This is a genomic window from Bacillus sp. EKM420B, assembly GCF_011065565.1.
Classification (GTDB): domain Bacteria; phylum Bacillota; class Bacilli; order Bacillales; family Bacillaceae; genus Bacillus; species Bacillus velezensis.
Genome location: NZ_JAAMNX010000004.1, coordinates 213,859 through 231,219, shown reverse-complemented (window position 1 = coordinate 231,219; position 17,361 = coordinate 213,859). Strand labels below are relative to the sequence as shown.

21 protein-coding genes are annotated in these 17,361 nt (G+C 38.6%); 9 read left to right on the top strand and 12 right to left on the bottom strand.

Going from position 1 to position 17,361, the window contains the following annotated elements; all coding sequences use genetic code 11:
* Positions 1-20: 20 nt before the first annotated feature.
* Positions 21-1,292 (bottom strand): glycosyltransferase family 2 protein, encoded by a 1,272-nt coding sequence (locus G9F48_RS14260; protein ID WP_165409656.1) that lies wholly within the window; start codon positions 1,290-1,292, stop codon positions 21-23.
* A 63-nt stretch (positions 1,293-1,355) separates the two neighbouring features.
* Entirely contained in the window at positions 1,356-1,655 is a 300-nt protein-coding gene (cgeC, locus tag G9F48_RS14255) for a spore maturation protein CgeC (protein WP_003153667.1), read from the bottom strand.
* Positions 1,656-1,866: 211 nt separating this feature from the next.
* Between cgeC and G9F48_RS14250 the strand changes: the two genes are divergently transcribed.
* Positions 1,867-2,298, top strand: coding sequence for a hypothetical protein (locus G9F48_RS14250; protein WP_029326144.1), 432 nt, complete (start codon positions 1,867-1,869; stop codon positions 2,296-2,298).
* Positions 2,299-2,304: 6 nt separating this feature from the next.
* Entirely contained in the window at positions 2,305-3,261 is a 957-nt protein-coding gene (locus G9F48_RS14245; RefSeq protein ID WP_165409655.1) for a CgeB family protein, read from the top strand.
* Between the two features lie 49 nt (positions 3,262-3,310).
* Here the strand turns inward: G9F48_RS14245 and phyC are convergent, their stop codons facing one another.
* Entirely contained in the window at positions 3,311-4,462 is a 1,152-nt protein-coding gene (gene phyC, locus G9F48_RS14240; RefSeq protein ID WP_114354832.1) for a 3-phytase, read from the bottom strand.
* Positions 4,463-4,777: 315 nt separating this feature from the next.
* Between phyC and G9F48_RS14235 the strand changes: the two genes are divergently transcribed.
* Positions 4,778-5,272, top strand: coding sequence for an SDR family NAD(P)-dependent oxidoreductase (locus G9F48_RS14235; protein ID WP_258570277.1), 495 nt, complete (start codon positions 4,778-4,780; stop codon positions 5,270-5,272).
* Here G9F48_RS14235 and sprB read toward each other — a convergent pair.
* Both sprB and G9F48_RS14225 read right to left on the bottom strand, forming a co-directional pair.
* Complete coding sequence (sprB, locus tag G9F48_RS14230) at positions 5,237-5,413, bottom strand: recombination directionality factor SprB (RefSeq protein ID WP_094247860.1); 177 nt, start codon at positions 5,411-5,413, stop codon at positions 5,237-5,239. The genes G9F48_RS14235 and sprB overlap by 36 nt on opposite strands.
* A 350-nt stretch (positions 5,414-5,763) precedes the next feature.
* The gene (locus G9F48_RS14225) at positions 5,764-6,021 is read right to left on the bottom strand and encodes a DUF3221 domain-containing protein (RefSeq protein ID WP_238785826.1); all 258 of its coding nucleotides are present in this window, start codon (positions 6,019-6,021) and stop codon (positions 5,764-5,766) included.
* A gap of 547 nt (positions 6,022-6,568) precedes the next feature.
* On the opposite strand from G9F48_RS14225, the gene G9F48_RS14220 reads away from it, so the two are divergent.
* A complete protein-coding gene (locus G9F48_RS14220; protein ID WP_063636671.1) occupies positions 6,569-6,805 on the top strand; it encodes a hypothetical protein in 237 nt (78 codons plus the stop codon).
* A 123-nt stretch (positions 6,806-6,928) separates the two neighbouring features.
* Positions 6,929-7,303: a YoqO family protein gene (locus tag G9F48_RS14215; protein ID WP_063636672.1), complete on the top strand. Its 375-nt coding sequence runs from the start codon at positions 6,929-6,931 to the stop codon at positions 7,301-7,303.
* A 238-nt stretch (positions 7,304-7,541) separates the two neighbouring features.
* Here the strand turns inward: G9F48_RS14215 and G9F48_RS14210 are convergent, their stop codons facing one another.
* Positions 7,542-7,994 carry a hypothetical protein gene (locus tag G9F48_RS14210; protein ID WP_094247858.1) on the bottom strand — a complete coding sequence of 151 codons (453 nt, stop codon included), beginning with the start codon at positions 7,992-7,994 and terminating at the stop codon, positions 7,542-7,544.
* A gap of 350 nt (positions 7,995-8,344) precedes the next feature.
* On the opposite strand from G9F48_RS14210, the gene G9F48_RS14205 reads away from it, so the two are divergent.
* The 3 genes from G9F48_RS14205 (at position 8,345) to G9F48_RS14195 (ending at position 10,999) form a co-directional block, all read left to right on the top strand.
* Positions 8,345-9,481, top strand: a complete 1,137-nt coding sequence (locus G9F48_RS14205) for a Rap family tetratricopeptide repeat protein (protein WP_094247857.1) — start codon at positions 8,345-8,347, stop codon at positions 9,479-9,481.
* A complete protein-coding gene (locus G9F48_RS14200) occupies positions 9,471-9,653 on the top strand; it encodes a hypothetical protein (protein ID WP_003153655.1) in 183 nt (60 codons plus the stop codon). The genes G9F48_RS14205 and G9F48_RS14200 overlap by 11 nt, the downstream gene beginning before the upstream one ends.
* Positions 9,654-9,979: 326 nt before the next feature.
* Positions 9,980-10,999 (top strand): hypothetical protein, encoded by a 1,020-nt coding sequence (locus tag G9F48_RS14195; RefSeq protein ID WP_165409653.1) that lies wholly within the window; start codon positions 9,980-9,982, stop codon positions 10,997-10,999.
* Positions 11,000-11,058: 59 nt separating this feature from the next.
* Here G9F48_RS14195 and G9F48_RS14190 read toward each other — a convergent pair whose 3' ends face one another.
* The 4 genes from G9F48_RS14190 to G9F48_RS14175 form a co-directional block, all read right to left on the bottom strand.
* Complete coding sequence (locus tag G9F48_RS14190) at positions 11,059-11,418, bottom strand: hypothetical protein (protein WP_165409652.1); 360 nt, start codon at positions 11,416-11,418, stop codon at positions 11,059-11,061.
* 210 nt (positions 11,419-11,628) lie between these two features.
* Positions 11,629-12,087, bottom strand: coding sequence for an SMI1/KNR4 family protein (locus tag G9F48_RS14185; RefSeq protein ID WP_165409651.1), 459 nt, complete (start codon positions 12,085-12,087; stop codon positions 11,629-11,631).
* Positions 12,088-12,102: 15 nt separating this feature from the next.
* Positions 12,103-13,902 carry a T7SS effector LXG polymorphic toxin gene (locus tag G9F48_RS14180; RefSeq protein ID WP_165409650.1) on the bottom strand — a complete coding sequence of 600 codons (1,800 nt, stop codon included), beginning with the start codon at positions 13,900-13,902 and terminating at the stop codon, positions 12,103-12,105.
* A gap of 36 nt (positions 13,903-13,938) precedes the next feature.
* Positions 13,939-14,373: an SMI1/KNR4 family protein gene (locus G9F48_RS14175; RefSeq protein ID WP_148661873.1), complete on the bottom strand. Its 435-nt coding sequence runs from the start codon at positions 14,371-14,373 to the stop codon at positions 13,939-13,941.
* Positions 14,374-14,635: 262 nt separating this feature from the next.
* Between G9F48_RS14175 and G9F48_RS14170 the strand changes: the two genes are divergently transcribed.
* A complete protein-coding gene (locus G9F48_RS14170; protein ID WP_003153650.1) occupies positions 14,636-15,616 on the top strand; it encodes a thermonuclease family protein in 981 nt (326 codons plus the stop codon).
* Positions 15,617-15,754: 138 nt separating this feature from the next.
* Here the strand turns inward: G9F48_RS14170 and G9F48_RS14165 are convergent, their stop codons facing one another.
* Together G9F48_RS14165 and G9F48_RS14160 are read right to left on the bottom strand one after the other, a co-directional pair.
* On the bottom strand, positions 15,755-16,075 hold the full coding sequence (locus G9F48_RS14165) for a hypothetical protein (RefSeq protein ID WP_070081995.1): 321 nt from the start codon (positions 16,073-16,075) through the stop codon (positions 15,755-15,757).
* 260 nt (positions 16,076-16,335) lie between these two features.
* Positions 16,336-16,662, bottom strand: coding sequence for a hypothetical protein (locus tag G9F48_RS14160; protein ID WP_165409649.1), 327 nt, complete (start codon positions 16,660-16,662; stop codon positions 16,336-16,338).
* Positions 16,663-17,361 lie beyond the last annotated feature (699 nt).

Sequence of the window (17,361 nt, the reverse complement as noted above, 5' to 3'; positions counted from 1 at the left end):
TACACATCCGACTGCATCTCTCAACCTTTTGTTATATTGAGATTTCTTATAATTTCATCGTACACCGGATAGAACGGCATTCCAATTGGTAATTGTTTAATTTGCTGAAAGGAAATGGGTATCGCCTTCTGATTCGCAAAAAAGCGTTTCGCTACGTCATGACTGATCGGATGGAGAACCCCTCTCAAATAAACATAAAATTTCCGTTCAATGCGAAACAGCATTCTCCCGGGCAGATGTTGAATACAGCCCGCTGCCCCCCGGCTGATCGGCGGACCGTCCGGAAGCGATTGTATTTCGGCCCGTTCTAAAGCCGGAATGTCATGCCGTTTAAATCGGTAAAAGCGAAATGCGCTATGATCAACCAGCCTTTTCTCCCCGTCTTCTATAAAATAAACATGAAACTGATCCCTGACGAGCTGAAAATTCGGAATACTGGCGGAGTCCTCTTCCTCATATTGAAATAAAAACGGATCCGGAATGACGACGGTTCGGCCTTCATATAACATATACCAGCGCTCGTTTACAGGCTTCCTTTTATTTCGGTCAAGCTGATATACTTTCTGATCCGTCCCCTTTACAAAGGATCCGTCGATCAGGACAGACGGAAGCGATTGATACGTGTTCTGAAATGAGTGGGGTGTTTTATAGGTCGTATCCAACACTTCTTTTATCGGCAGAAATGATGTAAATGTGTTGAGCCTGCTCCAAAAAACAGAGTCTCCGTGATTCCAATGGATAACATCTTCGTCCCAAAAGCTGCCGAACTTCTCTTTCACACGCTCAAGCAATGATCTCCGGTGCATCACTGAACAGTGATCAACGAGAAAAGCGGCCTGATCAAGCACCTCTTCAGCAAAACGATAAAAGTGGAATTGTTCTGTTCCGCGCCCGTTTACATGTATCACCTTCTGGCTGGAATAGACGGCATCAAACTCGCTGCATTGATTAAGCGCTTCCGCCATGCGGCTGAGCCTATTCGGATGAAATACGGTGTCGTCTGTCAAATAAGTGATGTATTCGCCTTCGGCCCGTGAAAGCGCATCATTAATCAAAACGGCATACCGGGTCGACTTCAGCCGTTCGGCTGGATTGATAAAACTGTTGTCATAATATATGCGAGGATCTTTTATATACGTACTGATGGCAGCCGAGGTTTCTTCATTTGAATGATCATCCATCACAAACAGCTCCCAATTGCTGTAGGTCTGATGCAAAACACTTTCAATCGCCTGTTTCACAAGATCCGGTTTGTTGTAACTCGTTAAGATAATTGAGATCTTCTTTTCCATCCCATCACCCCTTCTGTAAAACGTAAAAAACGGCTCCGAAAGAGACAGAGCCTGATATCGTTATTAAAAAGCACCCCAGCTGACGATGCTTGAAATTGCGACGTTTGATCTCGTATTATTGAGCGGATTTTGAAAAACGGCCAAATCTGACAGCACTTCTTTGACAATTACGTTCTGCAGTGTGCTGCCGTTAATCAGATTGACGCGCGATACAGGAACCCCAAGCTCTTTTGCCATTACAAGCTGACGCCGCAAATCTGAATGATCTCCGGACGGCTGATGAGATAACAAAAGAAGAAGAAGCAGTACGAGCTGAAATTCCTCCTCAAAACCCCCGTGTTTTACAGTTTCTCCTGAATCCAAAATATTCCTCTCCTTCATTTTTTTAATCTATACAACGTATGTCATACTCTTACAATCCGCATAGGCAAACAAAGCCTGATTCGAAAATTCAGCTGTTTGATTAAATATTGAAAAAAACACAAGCAAAACGGCATTCGACTTATACCAATCTCTTCAATCAGGAATATGAATAAACGTGAGGTTGAAATTGTTAAAGGAGGTGTATGTCCGCATGAGCGAGGATCGTTTGGAGCTTAAAAAGAACTTATTGAAAACTCTTTTAGCCCCTGTATTTGACAACAGCGCTTTATCTGGCGGCACAGATGGAGGAGATAACGTGAAAAACAGCGTAAAAGAATTATTGGAATCGGCAATTGATGCAAAAGTAGATGAAGCAGCGGCGAAAGACAGTCTCAGCGCACAATCTGTATTGGGAAGCGGTATTTCATTAGCGGCGAGATGGATTTTTGCAAGAATTCAGCCCGGCACTGTCATCAGCATTGTGATGGATTCAGGAGACATGATCGGCCCGGTTCAATTTGTTGCCTTTGACGAAATTCACGGAATCGTTTTTGTTACGCAGGAAAATTCCGTTACGCCGGCAGGCTCTGCTACAACATTGCTTGACGTCGACAAAGTTGAAAGTGTCACGTTCACTTCGTAACAGCATATGAACGTTTTATATATCCGTTCAGGATATAAAGGCATATACACGTATTTTGACCGCTGGATCGAGGAAGGCTTTTTACAGTCTTCCGTCCGCTTTTTTTCTGTTTCTGAGTTTGAGGAAGATACCATCCGCAGTATACGGGCATTCAAACCAGACATCAGTCTGATGATGACGGGAGACCGTATTCCGTCTGAATGGCTTCAATGGCTGAAGACAGAACAGATTCCCGTTTATCTATGGATGACGGAGGATCCTTTTTATTTCGATGTGAGCATGACAATCGCCCCGCTTGCCGATGCCGTTTTAACGATAGAACAAAACGCGCTTGATGCTTACCGGCGAATGGGCTTACAGCACGTATATTATGTCCCGATCCCCGTTAATCAGCGGCTTTTTAAGAAACAACCTGCTGAAGCCTCTCTTCACACAAATCTGCTTCTGATCGGATACCCGTATCCGAACCGCGTTGAACTGGTGAAAGCAGCGGCGAAGCTTCCGTATACGCTTCGTATTATCGGGAAGGGATGGCGCAGACATCTGCCTAAAAAAATCGCCAGGCAGCAAAATGTGCTCGTAATGGATGAATGGATTGAACCCGAACATGCCGCATTATATTACAACAGCGCAGACGTGGTCTTAAACCCTCACCGTTCTTATCGGTTTGCGCTCAATCAGAACGGACGCGGCATCGAAAATACCAGTTTAAATACGAGAAGCTTAGACATTGCGGCTTGTCAGGCCTTTCAGCTGACAGACCTTTCTCCCGCGCCCCCGTTTTCATCATTTGTTTCTTACAGCGGGTTTGCGGATTTTGCGGATAAGATCCATTTTTATATGACAAACCCGGGTGAACGTAAACAAATCGCGGCGCTTAATTATCAAGAGACAGTACCGGCGTATACGTATGACCGGCTGCCGGCTGTGCTTACGGCTATCCGCTCCAAGACTTTCTCATGAAACGCTCTTCACATCAAAAAGCAGCTTGGATAAGCTGCTTTTTTCATGTTTATTTTCCGCTTCTGTCAGTCAGTTTTCTCGGGTCAACCTGTTTATTGACCTGCGGATGAAAGCCGATTTTATCAGCGATTCTTTCCCATGGCACCATTTTAAAATTTTGATTGGCCTTTTGGCCGTGATCTATATTCTCTCCGTCCTGTGCGACAAAAAGACCGAACGGATATTCAGGCCCCAGCCCGAAACCCAGAACGTCAATTCCGTCTGTATCGCTTGTGCCGTCTGTTTCAGGCCCGTCTGTTATCTGAAAGTCCGCAACATATTTGTTCTGTCCCTGTCTTTCATAAATCGCGTAGCTGCTGTTACCCTGGCTTGATGCAAGCAGATAACCTTTCCCGTCAGCAGCGTAGTAAATCGTCAGTCCTTCAATATCAGGGGTTAAATGCCTGCCGTCGGCACGATCGATAACCGTTCCGTTACTGCCGCCGTCCGGCTCAGCGCTGAACTTCCAGATGGCCTCGTCTTCTTCTGCGATATAAAGACTGCCGTATTCATCGTCTGCTGCCATTCCTTCTGTCTGAGAATTCATTTTAAACGCCCTTACCTTTTTGCCGGATATGTATCCATTTTTATCCGCATTTAATTCGTATTGTTCAAATTCGCCTTCTTTCCCTGTCACCATCGCGTAATATTTTCCTGTTTTTTGACTGTGGTACAAGCTGAAACCGTATACTTCATCAATTGCTGATGCAATCGGGCGGTCTGGATCCGTAATGTTTTGTAATGTGCCGTTTTTCCCGTCAATGGCGTAAATCTCAATGGTATTCTTTCCTTCAGACCGATTGGATGCCGCCGCAATATCGACTTTTTTTCCGTTCAACGGAAAATCATAGCGGATATCAACATTGTTCAGCTTCCCGGTATGATAGGAATGAAGCATTTTTCCCTCTAGGCTGTACACGACTAAGCCTGATTTTTTATTGGTTGTGATCAATTTGCTGTTCTGAGGATTCTTGGGGTCCAGCCAAATCGCAGGATCATCAGCTGCATCACCGGCTGTATCAACCGGCTCCGTTTCCGCCGCCGCATTCACGGTAAAATGATAAGGATCAGACAGCTTATGTTTGGCCTGGGAAGAAACCGCACCGCATGTGAGCATCAATCCGGCTGCCGCGGTTAACAAAAGTGTTTTTGAATGATTCATTTTCTTTCCTCCTTTTATAAAAATGTACTTTAATTGTAAAATACATATAGGAAGTTCAGTGTTAAGTTTTTGTGAAGATTGTCCGCATGTGAGGATTTATGGAGAGAAAAAATTGACGTGGACAAATATTCTCGATGAATGTTTAGTACATTGTTTTGTTTGTAAGTTCTATTCTATTAATCGGGTAAAGCGATATGAAAGCGCATCAGATTAATGTTTTTCTCTAATTTTTGATTTATTGGTTTCTTTCATTAACTCGCTGAAATTGTTCAACATATGATGCATGGTAGAGAAACGAGAGTTGGAGGATAAGCCATGCCTAAACAGCAAGCAGTAGAGCTACAACCGTTTTTTCACGATAAAACTGTTCTCGTCACAGGCGGAACAGGATCAATCGGAAGCCAAATAGTAAAACGCCTTTTGCTCTTAACCCCTAAAGAAGTCATTGTGTTCAGCAAAGATGACAGCAAACAATATGTGATGAAACAAAAATACGCGGATGAACAAAGACTGTCGTTTGTGCTCGGCGATGTTCGTGACTACAGAAGAGTCAACCAAGTGATGAAAGGTGTTGATATTGTCTTTCACACAGCTGCGCTGAAGCAGGTTCCGACATGTGAGGATAATCCCTTTGAAGCCATTCAAACCAACCTTATCGGCGGACAAAATGTCGCAGAAGCCGCTTTGCTGCAAGAAGTGACGCATGTGATTAATATCAGTACCGATAAAGCCGTTTATGAAGATACTTACCACAAACAAATCAAAAAAAGAAGCCTACTCTGCACTCCTTTCCAAAGCAGCCTCCAATAAATGCTGAGCAAATTGTTTATAAAATTCATCTAAGTCATTACTCGCTTCATCCTGATCTATATAGCGGATACTGTAATTATCTTTATGGACAACCTTTATTGTTTTCTTCTTTAATTCCTTATAACGTTGGTAAGGTTCCAAAACTACACCCCCGCTTTCACAGGAGTATTATATGTATGTAATGGTTCGTCTCTTGACTGTTCTTTCTTTATCAAAGCCTCGCAAGCTTGTTCAAATGTATGATCAGCGTTCAGTACCGATCTCTTCGCATATGAATATGGGAATGCTGGCTTTATTCAAGGTGCCCAGTAATTCAAAATGTGTTCTTGACATATGCCTTCTCTGCACCTGAGTCAACAATCGTCAAATAAATCCCGGGGCAGGAATAAGCCACCGCGAATGAAGAATGACGTGAGGTTTGAAGACATTATCTCGGTTCAATATGCCGTTTCAGTTTTGCAGCGGTATTTCTGAGAATTAAAGAATAGGTACTAAATCCTTTCAAACTTTGAGATATTTGTTTTTGGCGGTGAAGATTCATTTAATTTTTTATACCAAATACGAATTTTTTGTCCTTTGCTCAAGTCATCTTTATTGTTAAGTTGACTAAGCCCCAGTAAAACTATATCCGATCTATACTTTTCAATAATCTCTTTTTCACTAAGATTTTCATAGTCTTTAACATCAGCTTTTTCATTAGGTATGAGAATTGCTTGATTCTCTCCTTTTAAAATGACATAGCCGACCATGGTTTTCTCAGCCTCCATAAAATGTTTGTTATGTTGGTTTTGACACCCTAATGTTATACATAACAAAATTAACAGCATTATAAACACTCTATACAAGTTCAAACCGCCCTTCTTGCATATTTGTGACAAGAGTAAAACACTGTTTTAGGAAATGACAGACTAGAACGCCTCATTTTAAGGATTTTAACAACTTCCCCGTAGTCTTATGGAACACGGTGAGGTCTTCACCATTATAGAACCGCACAATTGCATCATGAAATATTCAATTGGCTGATCAACCACATCACCTTCTTTAAGCGATCTAAGTTTAGGTAAGGTCTGACTTATAAGTCTATACAGCCTTTCCGCGTAATCATTTTGCTTATCTCTAAGCAGGTTAAATTAGCTAAGGATATGTACAGTTTTTCAGACATGTCCAGCTTGTCCTTGAAATGCCGGATTGCTTTATCTTGTTCTTGACGTAAAATGTTTATCATTTAATCATGCTGACTTAATATAATGTTTAAGTGTTTTTATATGGGGGAATACGTGTAAGGAGGCGGTTTATTTGAAAAACGATCAGAAAATAACACTTGAATCTTCTTTTGCGTTATCCACTCTTATTGTCTTACTTATTGCATTGTACCCGTCCTATTCTTCTTGGTTTGTCACAATATTCTTTTTAGGATTTGCACTAATATACACATTTGAAAAAAAGAGCAAATCTTCAAAACTAATTGCTGTTATCTCTTATCCATTATTTATTGTTGCGTTTGTTTACAGCATAATAAACAGCATGTCATGATCCACTCTAAATTTGTTCTTAAAATTATGATTTTAAGTTAACTTTAAACTGCATTATGTTGAGAATATCACCTTTAATTGGTAAGCTGACACCAGATCATACTTATCCAATGAAGGTGAAATCATGAATAAAATAATCGGAATGACCGGATTAATTATCTCCTTACTTGTGCAAGGGTTTTCAGCAAGTGATTCATTGACTCATAAGATCGCCATGGCTTGTCTATTTTTGTTCTTATTGATTTATAATTTTAACCATACTAAGGAGTTCTCTAAAAAGTCTCTCGCTATTATAGGCGCTTCCTTTATTGTGCTGATGCTTGGAATTTATCAATTGCTCTTTTTTACTGAGGATTACTTTGAAAGGCGCGGTTTGAATTTTGGGTTTATCCTCTTACTTGAAATTGTTTTAGTTATTGCATTAGTGACTGCTGCGCTGAGTTTAATTAAGCATATTGCAGACCGCTTAAGGAAAACACCTGATGGTAAAGAGCGTTGACTCTTTGCCTTTTTTTAGCTAACCACTTCTTTTTATGCCGTCTTTCTATGTACAAAATCAAACGCAATGCAATATCGACTTTTGCCGGCTCTCTTCTGTCAAATGATGAATTGACTTCAGGCACTCCATCTTAACGGACTCTTCATCATTTTTTACCAGAATTTCTCGAACAATTACCTTTTTTGACAATTTACAAAAGATCAAGCGCACTGCTCTCTTTGATAAGAGCTCTACATTTCTAATAGCAAGATTGGATATTGTTTGTTAATACACTCGGCCCCAACTTTTGCGTCTTAGAATTTGAAAGGCGTACTTGCACTTTAACATTTGTCATTTCAGCCGATATGGAATCAATCCTTCCAGCCCAATTAGGGCTCTCTTTCTCGGGAGTCGGATATAGTTTAAATCGCCAACTGATCTCCCCTGTTTTGGAGGCAAATCCTTCATAACCGTCGTAGCTTCCGTAAGAAGATGGCTGAGGAAGGTGGACAGCAAGAATACTCATATTCGTTCTCGCAGCACTTGGCGGGTATAACTGCACTTTATAGATTAGGGCCGCACCCTTCGCATTTTTCAGTTTTTGATTTACCGGTTCGAGTACTGTACTACAAGGCATTGGACTTGCTTTTATTTGAGTTGGAGAGGCAATAACAGCAGCCAATAAAGGTATAACCAAGATAAATCGTTTCATCTAAATTCCCTCACATTTTTTTGTTAATTTCCCTTACTCCCGCCTTGAATATTCATCACTTTTGAATGGTTAGCTTCATTAAAAAGGCAGTACTGGAGCTACTAACGCTGCCGGTGAAGATGGAAAATCAGCATATGAATTAGCCGTTCAACAAGGTTTCTCTGGAACATTAGATGAGTGGCTTGCCTCACTGAAAGCAACAGGAAATTGATCATATCTCCTTCTCGAACGAGGGGGGTTCTATCGCATTCCAAACCGAATTGAGAAATTAAGAAAAAACACCCTTCCCAACATATTACATTATGATAAAATATTACATAATCAGACGAAATACTAGGAGGTTGATTTTTTTGGAGCAATTGATCTCTTCTTCAAAGGTTGGCTTAAAAATCAATGAATGGTACAAATATATAAGATTATTCAGTGTTGCAGATGCAGAAATTCTAAAGGGTGAAATTGAACAAGAAATAGAGCATATGGAAGAAGATCAAGATTTATTATTGTACTACTCTCTCATGTGTTTTCGACATCAATTAATGCTTGATTACCTTGAACCAAAAACCATGAATGAAGAACGACCTAAAATTTCAGACTTATCAGAAGAGATCGAAAGTAAACAAAGCGATCTAAAAGGAATCCTTGAATATTATTTTAACTTTTTTCATGGGATGTATGAATTTGAACAGTACGAATATCTTAAAGCAATAAGTTTTTACAACCGAGCTGAAAAGAAGATATCTATTGTCCCCGATGAAATAGAGCGAGCTGAATTTCACTATAAAGTTGCTGAAGTGTACTATCACATGAAGCAAACCCACATGTCTATGCATCATATTGTTCAAGCAATAGAAACCTACAAAGCACACGAGACATACTCAATAAGAGTAATCCAATGTTCATTCGTCATCGGTCTGAATTATTTAGACATGGAGTATCCAGAAAAAGCAATACCGCATTTCATGAATGCATTAAAACAAGCACAAGAAATTGATATGCCACGGTTAATAGGTTCTTCTTTGTACAATCTCGGTTTATGCTCATTTACAACAGGACATATGGAGAAGGCATTGGAGTATTTTAAAGAAGGCGTCTCAATTTATCAAAGTAATTCTCTTCACAATTCTAGCCGACTGCTTGACATACTTCTAATGTTGGCAAAAACGCACTTTAAATTATTCAACACGGTTGATGGAAAACAGGTTTGTGAACAAGGTCTTATGCTGTCAAAGGAGTTGAACGATGACGTATTAGGAAAAATGTTTGATTTTCTTATGGGTTTATTCGTTGAGAATGACAAAGAACGACTTTTTAAAATCTTAGATTACTTAGAATCAAAAGCTATGCTTTCAGATGTGGAAGACCTAGCGACTGATGCAGCAATGTATTATAATGTAAATGAAGACCATAAAGTAGCTACAGCCTTTTATGAGAAAGTGCTTTATGCCCGAAAACAAATTCAGAGAGGGGATTGTCTTTATGAAATTTAAATTTGCATCGGCTTTTATCTTTTTAGTTATCTTACTTGGGCTTGTTGGACATTATCTTCTTGACGGCCACAAAGTTTTTAAAGAAGCCCGAAGAGGCCACACAGCCAGTATCCATATCGCGCTTGATCACCATAATGACTTCTCAGCGGAACGCCGAGGACAAACCGCATAAATGTTTTGGCACTCCCGCATAGGGGGTGTTTTTTTATGATCTGTGTTCACCTGTAGAGCTCTATGCAATGCTGTCCTTCATAGTAAAACAGGTAAGCCTTATTCATAGCTGCAACCAAAAAAAGCACAAATAAATAGTATTGCTCTAAACTTGTGTGGCAATCATACAAAAACACAAAAGGATCCGACCTAGACAGTAATGGAGGCGCACTTGTCACACCTGCAGATATTGACCGCTCATCAAAAACTGTCTGCTCCTAATCATTTACTTTGCAGATTTATTCTGCAAGTGTCTTTTTATTTTATATAAAAGATAAGGAGTGTTATATGAAAAAGTCTTATGTTTTATATGGGATTTCAGGAGTTCTAATTGGTGCAATAGTAATATTGTTGATCAATATATTCTTTATAAATAAAATTGAACACTCTGTACGTACTTCTAAAATTAATCCAACCGAGGATAAAATCTTTTTTATCTATTCAAATCCACTCATCAAGAAAAGCGTACTCATATCCACATCCCAAGGAGAAAAATTCAATAAACGATACTTTAAGGTACCGGATATACCATATATCCAGAAAAAAACCCCCTCTTCAGACGATATCGTCTTGTTAGCTGAACATGAACCATATTATTACACATTAAAAAACAACACCATTAAAGAACATAAATTGTCCAATCCATTTGCTTTTTGGTATCAAGGAGAAGATATTTCCGTAAAAGCCTATAATGTCGACACCAATGGAAATGAACTGAAAGTAAATGATAAAAAGTTCAATAAAAAATATAGCCTGAATTTGCCTCCCCTCGTAACCATGGGAGGAAGCGATAATAGGTATATTTACGTCATTCAAGGAATGTCTTTGTACTTCATTGATAGAAAAACAGAAGAGATTATTAAAACGATTGGATTAGCTTCCTATGGAGATGTATTTGATCACTCTGAAAAATATGTTGTGGCTAGCTCAGAACATGAACTAACTGTAATCGAAAAAGGATCATGGAAATCAAAATTCATAAAATATCCTGATGATCTCGAACAAGCGGACGCTGTGTATTACGACAAAAAAAGCGGTAAATTTTACGTTACATATATTAACAAATCCGGATGCGCCTGCTTACTTGAGTACGATAAAGATTTTTCTTTTGAAAAATTCGATTTAAAATTTCCGTATATGAATGCAAAGTTTAAAGATCAAAAACTTTATGTGATTTCACAAGAGGAAAACAAAAAAGGCATTGGTGGCTATATGGGGATTTTTGATATCCGTACTAAAAAGAAATTTAATGAATTTGATTTGCCTGAAGAAGAAACAAAAGTGCAGGACTTTATGGTTTTAGATTAAACATAAAGAATGAGTTGCAAAGCAAAAGCCCCTTCCTGAATAGGGGCTTTAATATTAAATTAAATAGATGTTTTATACGCGTTAATGGCTTGATTTCTCAAAAGCATATTATCTTTCGTCACCATTCCAAGATTGTATGCTTGTTTGATGATATCCAGCACTTGATGATCAGTTTCAGTTACAGCTCGTCCCCCAGTTATTCTGGACTTCCAGTAATCAAACTGGTGATTTAATTCCGAACTGCTTTTAAGGTTTTTATTATCAACTACTTTGCCATTCTCCAGCGCTTCTTTGAATTCATTAAAACCAATTGAACATTGCTGATTCGAACTAATTCCTGCACCTTCTGTCGCTAAACTGCAAAACGCTAAAAACTTCGGATCTTTCGTGATATTGTAAGAGTTATTTAGACCTTCCATAGCATTCACCCTCACTCAAATTTTGACGGGGTGTGACCAACACCATGCTCTTTTTATTTTATGCATTTCTTATTAAAAAGATACACTATAACCAGTTTGTATTTTACAGTTTGATTATAACAGATCAAATGAAACCATTGGAAGATTTACAAAAATTTGTTTATTGGATAAAAACATTTTTTATAGATTACACAAGTGTAATACTTTTGCTTAAGTGTCCCAGTCTTCATCCTCAATCCAGTCGTCTTTCGCTTCTTCTAGTTCCTCTATTAAAAACTCTAGGAATGTGCTACTAACTTGTTTACCATATCCCTCTTGGTTATCCCAAAGAATGACGGGGCATTCACTATTTTTCATCTTGTTAGTATCAAGACAATAAGAAAATTCATCTACATATTCGATAACTACGAGACCATCGGAAAGGTTATAATACTTTTTATATTCATTGGTCTGCTCGACAACTTCAGCACCGTGAGAGTCATAACCGAGTATCATAGTCCCGTATGCTCCCCCTGAACCATACTCAGTCAAAAACCATTTATAGCTGCCTGGAAGGGTTACATTGAGACCCTCTTCTATTTCTTTAATCTGATCTTCAGTAACACCTCCTGTTAGAATTGAATTTTCTTTATTTTCTTTGAAGAAAGTTTTCACTTTTGAATAATCCATTAAACCTTCACCTCATTATTTTTGGTTCTCAAATTGCTGAGCTCTCCATCTCCAATACTTTCTTCTGAAACTTTTATATTGTTTATCAAGTACTGGGTCATTTCTAAAACTCTGTCCATTCCCTTTCAAACCATGTAAAACATCACTGTACTTATTATGCCAGCTTTCAGGTATCTCGAGCATATTTCCAGGTTCTTCTTGAATCAAGTGATGCAAATTAATTTGGGTTCCATCTTTTGCAAACGGAGCGTTACCATTTTTCATCAGTTGAAGATTCGTAAGGCCTTTACGATTTTTTTGATTAAGATCAATATCTTTCATTGTATATACCCTACGGTTTACATCTCTAGGCTGTCCTTTAACTTTTACCTTACCGTCTATTTCGTATGCTTCATATTTTTCTTTATTTAACCAAGGGACATTTACTTTCTGGCCTGTAAATGGCTTTCTTGTTTCATCTAATTTCTTTGCATTAATAAAAAGTTCATTTTTAAGGTTTTGGCTGTCAACCACATTGTATGGTACGTCACCCGACAGAGCAAGATCATACTTAGAGTTATAAGGAAGCAAATCTGCAATCTTAACGTCTTTAATTTTCTTCCCTGCCTGTCCTGCTTTGTTTATGACCTTCCCCGCCGCATCTGCTTTGTTAACGGCTCCTGCGCCTTTCGTTCCGACGACAGCCACAGCTGCTGAACCAATTGCATATGTCACCCATCTTGATCTGGAGTAAGCATCTCCGTTCACCATATCTTTTTGATACGATTCCTCGATTGCTGCTGAAACAGCATCATATGTTTTAACTGGATGAAGTACTGCGTTTCCCAGTGCTGACAAGGTTTCTCCCGGGTCGGTTATGAAGTCCCATAGACTGGTTACCGTGTCTTTCCCGACATCATATAAACCAACGCCGGCTCCTTTTAATATATCCCAAGTCACTTCTCCGGCTTCTTCTAGCTGTTTTGCTTGTTCAAGCTGAATGACATATTGCTGCTGGGAAGGTTCAAGGTTTTTATAGCCGATCTTCTTCGCGATTTCCAAATATTCATCCGGATCGGTCACACCATCAGCCAGCTTTTTCTTCAGATCCTTGATTTCCCGCTCTTTCGCTTCTTCCTTCTTAATCGTCAAATAAGCATCTGAATGTCTTGCAATCTCGCCTTTCTTCTTATGTATATCGCTTTCCTTGTACGCCTTGGCGTTATAGTGAAGCGGAGTGGCGTTTTTTCCTTTGCCTGTGGCATTTTGAAGCTGCTGAAAGTCAGACTGGATGAACTGTTCGTTTGCTTCGGTTTCTGCGTATTCTTTCGTTAGATCGTGATCAAGCTTGCCGAGTTTATGTATGGTATCGTTCCTATTTTTTTCTGCTGACTTAAGCTTTTGATCGACATCTTCTGTAGAGAAAACATCAAGATGAATGATATCACTGATTTCACCAAGGATACCCTTCATTTCATTGCGCTGCTCCTGCATGATGGCTTGTGATTTATTCTTCGCATGAATCAGCTCATGTTCTAAAAATGACTCTTCCACAAACGAATCGGTCAATCCGGCATCAGCTACTTTTCCAGAAATGCTGTTAAGAAAAGCTATCTTCATATCGATCAGGTCAAGCCAGCTGTCAGTAACTCCTGCGTGATCTTGAAAGAATGCTTTGATGTTATCAGCACCTTTACCCGAAAACTCACTGTCATCTAAGTCAGCCATTCCCTGATAGGCTTTCCTGAGATTGATAAATTGTTCTCTAATCTGATCGTATTCTTTTGCCCGCTTTTCCGCCGCTGAAATGAACGAGGCTGCTTCAAATACTTTCATAGCTGTCTCCTTCCCACTTGATTTTATCTAAACTTTCTATTCTGAAACATATTTATAATACTCTTGAGTTTTCGGGCTCACTTCCCAGTATTTTGTTCCATTTGAAGACACTAACATGTCAAACCATACCTCAAAGTTAGAGTCTAAATATACCGTATCTTCAATGTCATCAATTGAATCTAGATACAACATATACTCTAATCCCTTATTTGATTTGTTTGTGTCAATAACATACCTGCCATCATAGTGGTATCCAATTAGGACATAGCCTTTAGGGAAATCTTGAACTTCATTAAATTCAATTATCCCTTCTGTGCTAAGAAGCTCAATACCATTAAACATTTCCATTCCGTTGTGATTGAATAGGAACTCTTTATAATCATTAGGCAAAGTTACCCCTAACATCTTTTCTAAACTATTAATTTCTTGAGGACTGGCCGGATCTCTGAATTGAAAAGCAGCGTCTTCCATGACATGCCCCCCCATGTTGGAACATAGGAAAAGTTCCGTATTTAGAAACAGCATCCTTTATTCCATTAAGAGTCATGTGAATTAACTTCCCTTCTTCCATATAAATTCCCTCCTCTAATGTTTAGACCACTAAATTTTACCTCAAAACTGTATTTGAGTGTCTTAAAATGCCAAAATGGAATTTACAATCTTTGGTTTTATATTTATAATTAGGAAGGTTTGTCCGATATAGAGACAGAACAAACAAATTGGGGGAATTACATTGAAGAAATGGCTGTTAGGTATTTGCGCATTATCTTTAAGCTTTTCTTTGGCCGCGTGCGGGTCTGATTCTGATTCTTCAGATAAAACAGATTCAGACAAAGCTAAAACAACGCAGCAAGAAGAAAAGGATGTAAAAGAGACAAAGGCAGACACTCAATCAAATGACAAAAGTACTAATGACAACAATGAAAAAGCCGAAAATGCTTCAAAGAAGGATTCGTCGGATAAAAAGGCGTCTGACAAAAAGAAAAGGCTGGTCGATGTAACACTTAACAGAACAGTTGATGGGAATACGATTAAAGTAAACTATAAAGGCGAAGTCAAAACGGTTCGTTATTTACTTGTTGACACGCCTAAAACTAAGAAGCCAAACTCTTGCGTACAACCATATGGTGAGGAGGCTTCAGCAAGAAACAAACAGCTGGTTAACAAGGGAAAACTTCAACTGGAGTTTGATAAAGGAGATCGTACAGACAAGTATGGCAGAATGCTGGCTTACGTTTATGCAGATGGCAAATCAGTACAAGAAACACTGCTTAAAGAAGGATTAGCACGAGTAGCTTATGTATATGAGCCAAACACGAAGTATTTAGACACGTATAAGAAAGATGAGCAAGCTGCGAAAGATAAAGACTTGAAGATTTGGAGTAAGAATGGGTATGTGACTGATAAAGGATTTAATGGCTGCGCAACGAAACCGAAGAAATCAGTAAGTGTATCTAAGCCGGCTCAAAAGTCAGTTACAACACACCAATCCGAGACACATAAATCGAACCCTAGCAATTCAAATTCAAGCAGTTCAGCATCAAGCAGCTCTTCTAACTCTGCACAAGCCTCCCCTTCTGCTGGAGGAACAGAACACTTTGCAAACTGCACAGAGCTGAGAAAGAAATACCCGCATGGCGTACCAAGCACTCACCCTGCTTATACATCTAAGATGGATCGCGATAATGACAACTTTGCATGTGAGAAGAATTAATAATTTTAGAAGTCCTCTGAGGCTTCTTTTTTTATTTGGATACATTCAAATCTAAACAAAAAAACCACAGAGCGTGTGAGGGACTCTGTAGTCTATAGTGGCTGATTAAACCCCTATGATACATCAATTAGGATTTTATCAAAACTTTTCTTTTAAAGATAACATCATCTCTGTCTCAAATAATGCCTGCAGCAGTTCATCTATATTAATTTCGTTCTGCTTGTAATTATTCTTTTCATAAGTACGAATAATTTCTTCATATTCTGATCGATTATCTCCTTTAATGGAGCTAATTCCAAGCTCTTCACCATATCGGGTAATGAATAATTGCTTACTCATTTCTTTCGCTTTATCATTTTCATAATTACAAAATGCACCTGACAACTGGACGAGAAAAGTTTCGTCTTCAGAATTTAGGTTATTTTCGTTACACCAGTCTACAAAACGATTTCCAGTCATGGTATTACCTTTAATTTTAGTATTTAAAGAACAAGATAATCTGCAGCAAGGATGATATATTCTACCGCCATGCCAATTGTTTCAGCAACTCCTGCGCCAACAGCACCTTTAATAGCTGGTGGAATTTGTTTTCTTGCCATAGCAGCAACCTCTTTAGGAGCTCCGGTTATATCTTCGAGAACCTTACAAATTTTGTTTGTGTTTTTAATAATCTTGTTTACCGTGGACTTTCCGAACATTGTACCTAAAATGTCTTTTGCTCAAGCATTATTCGCTAGTCCTCTAATAACCTTAATCGCTTCTTTAGCTGCGGCGCTTTTAGCTCCCATAGTACTCATTTGATCTTGTGAGTTACCATTTTCGAGACCTTTTAATTCTTCAGCCGCATTTAAAATGCCTTTTTCTTTAACTGACGGGACTGAGTATTCTTTAGCAAGTTTTTGAAGCTCGGTTGGATTATAAGTAAATTGCACATCCTGTTTAGAAGTACTCGCTTTTTTCACTTCCGAGGCCGAAGCTCCAACAGTTGGGATGGCTATAACGGCTGCAAGCAACATAAAGAGAATTTTAGCAAATAGACTTTTCAATTTGAACTCTCATTTATCCCTAATTTTATTGTTTAACACATTGAACACCATACCATAAAACATTTATATTTTTTCCTGTTATTATTATATTCGTTTAAAAAAGGTAAGGCAGTCCTACGTTTGAAACCGTTCAAAAATCACTGCAGTTATCAAATATTCATTCACAATTTAAGATATATTTACTACACAAAAAAGACTGTTCTCAAAAACAGTCTTAGATGTTTTGAGAATTAACGTATCCGTTAATTTCTTTAATTCTTATTCTGATTTTTAACGCCAAGTGCTCAATTCCTTGATCCTTAAAAACTTGACGGATGTAGGGAGGCGAATAATTATATTTCCGGCCAATTTCTTTTAGGCTCATTTTTTTGTTGAAATGCAGATCGTATAGCAGATCAAAGTCTTTTGCTCTCCTCCTCATTGACAATTCAGAGTAAGAAAGCTTGTCCACTTTTTTTGCCTTAAATAGATTCAGAATACCCCAGTCTGGGATATTAAGTTCCTTTGATATTTCCCCCACCGTTCTAAGTTCTTTGTTTATGGATAAAACCATTATTTTATTTAGTGTTCAAGTTATAGTTGCTCATAAGCGCTGTCATATGAGGATTAAATGAACAAAATAAAAACCCTGTTAATTACAGTCGGCGTTTAATTAAAAAATGAATACGATTAGAATAGATCAATATTCAAACAATACAA

Bases quoted from the DNA above. Each gene is read 5' to 3' on its own strand.
- G9F48_RS14260 (WP_165409656.1), bottom strand. From the start codon at position 1,292: ATGGAAAAGAAGATCTCAATTATCTTAACGAGTTACAACAAACCGGAT.
- G9F48_RS14250 (WP_029326144.1), top strand. From the start codon at position 1,867: ATGAGCGAGGATCGTTTGGAGCTTAAAAAGAACTTATTGAAAACTCTT.
- G9F48_RS14245 (WP_165409655.1), top strand. From the start codon at position 2,305: ATGAACGTTTTATATATCCGTTCAGGATATAAAGGCATATACACGTAT.
- phyC (WP_114354832.1), bottom strand. From the start codon at position 4,462: ATGAATCATTCAAAAACACTTTTGTTAACCGCGGCAGCCGGATTGATG.
- G9F48_RS14235 (WP_258570277.1), top strand. From the start codon at position 4,778: ATGCCTAAACAGCAAGCAGTAGAGCTACAACCGTTTTTTCACGATAAA.
- G9F48_RS14225 (WP_238785826.1), bottom strand. From the start codon at position 6,021: ATGGTCGGCTATGTCATTTTAAAAGGAGAGAATCAAGCAATTCTCATA.
- G9F48_RS14215 (WP_063636672.1), top strand. From the start codon at position 6,929: ATGAATAAAATAATCGGAATGACCGGATTAATTATCTCCTTACTTGTG.
- G9F48_RS14210 (WP_094247858.1), bottom strand. From the start codon at position 7,994: ATGAAACGATTTATCTTGGTTATACCTTTATTGGCTGCTGTTATTGCC.
- G9F48_RS14200 (WP_003153655.1), top strand. From the start codon at position 9,471: ATGAAATTTAAATTTGCATCGGCTTTTATCTTTTTAGTTATCTTACTT.
- G9F48_RS14195 (WP_165409653.1), top strand. From the start codon at position 9,980: ATGAAAAAGTCTTATGTTTTATATGGGATTTCAGGAGTTCTAATTGGT.
- G9F48_RS14190 (WP_165409652.1), bottom strand. From the start codon at position 11,418: ATGGAAGGTCTAAATAACTCTTACAATATCACGAAAGATCCGAAGTTT.
- G9F48_RS14185 (WP_165409651.1), bottom strand. From the start codon at position 12,087: ATGGATTATTCAAAAGTGAAAACTTTCTTCAAAGAAAATAAAGAAAAT.
- G9F48_RS14180 (WP_165409650.1), bottom strand. From the start codon at position 13,902: ATGAAAGTATTTGAAGCAGCCTCGTTCATTTCAGCGGCGGAAAAGCGG.
- G9F48_RS14175 (WP_148661873.1), bottom strand. From the start codon at position 14,373: ATGGAAGACGCTGCTTTTCAATTCAGAGATCCGGCCAGTCCTCAAGAA.
- G9F48_RS14165 (WP_070081995.1), bottom strand. From the start codon at position 16,075: ATGACTGGAAATCGTTTTGTAGACTGGTGTAACGAAAATAACCTAAAT.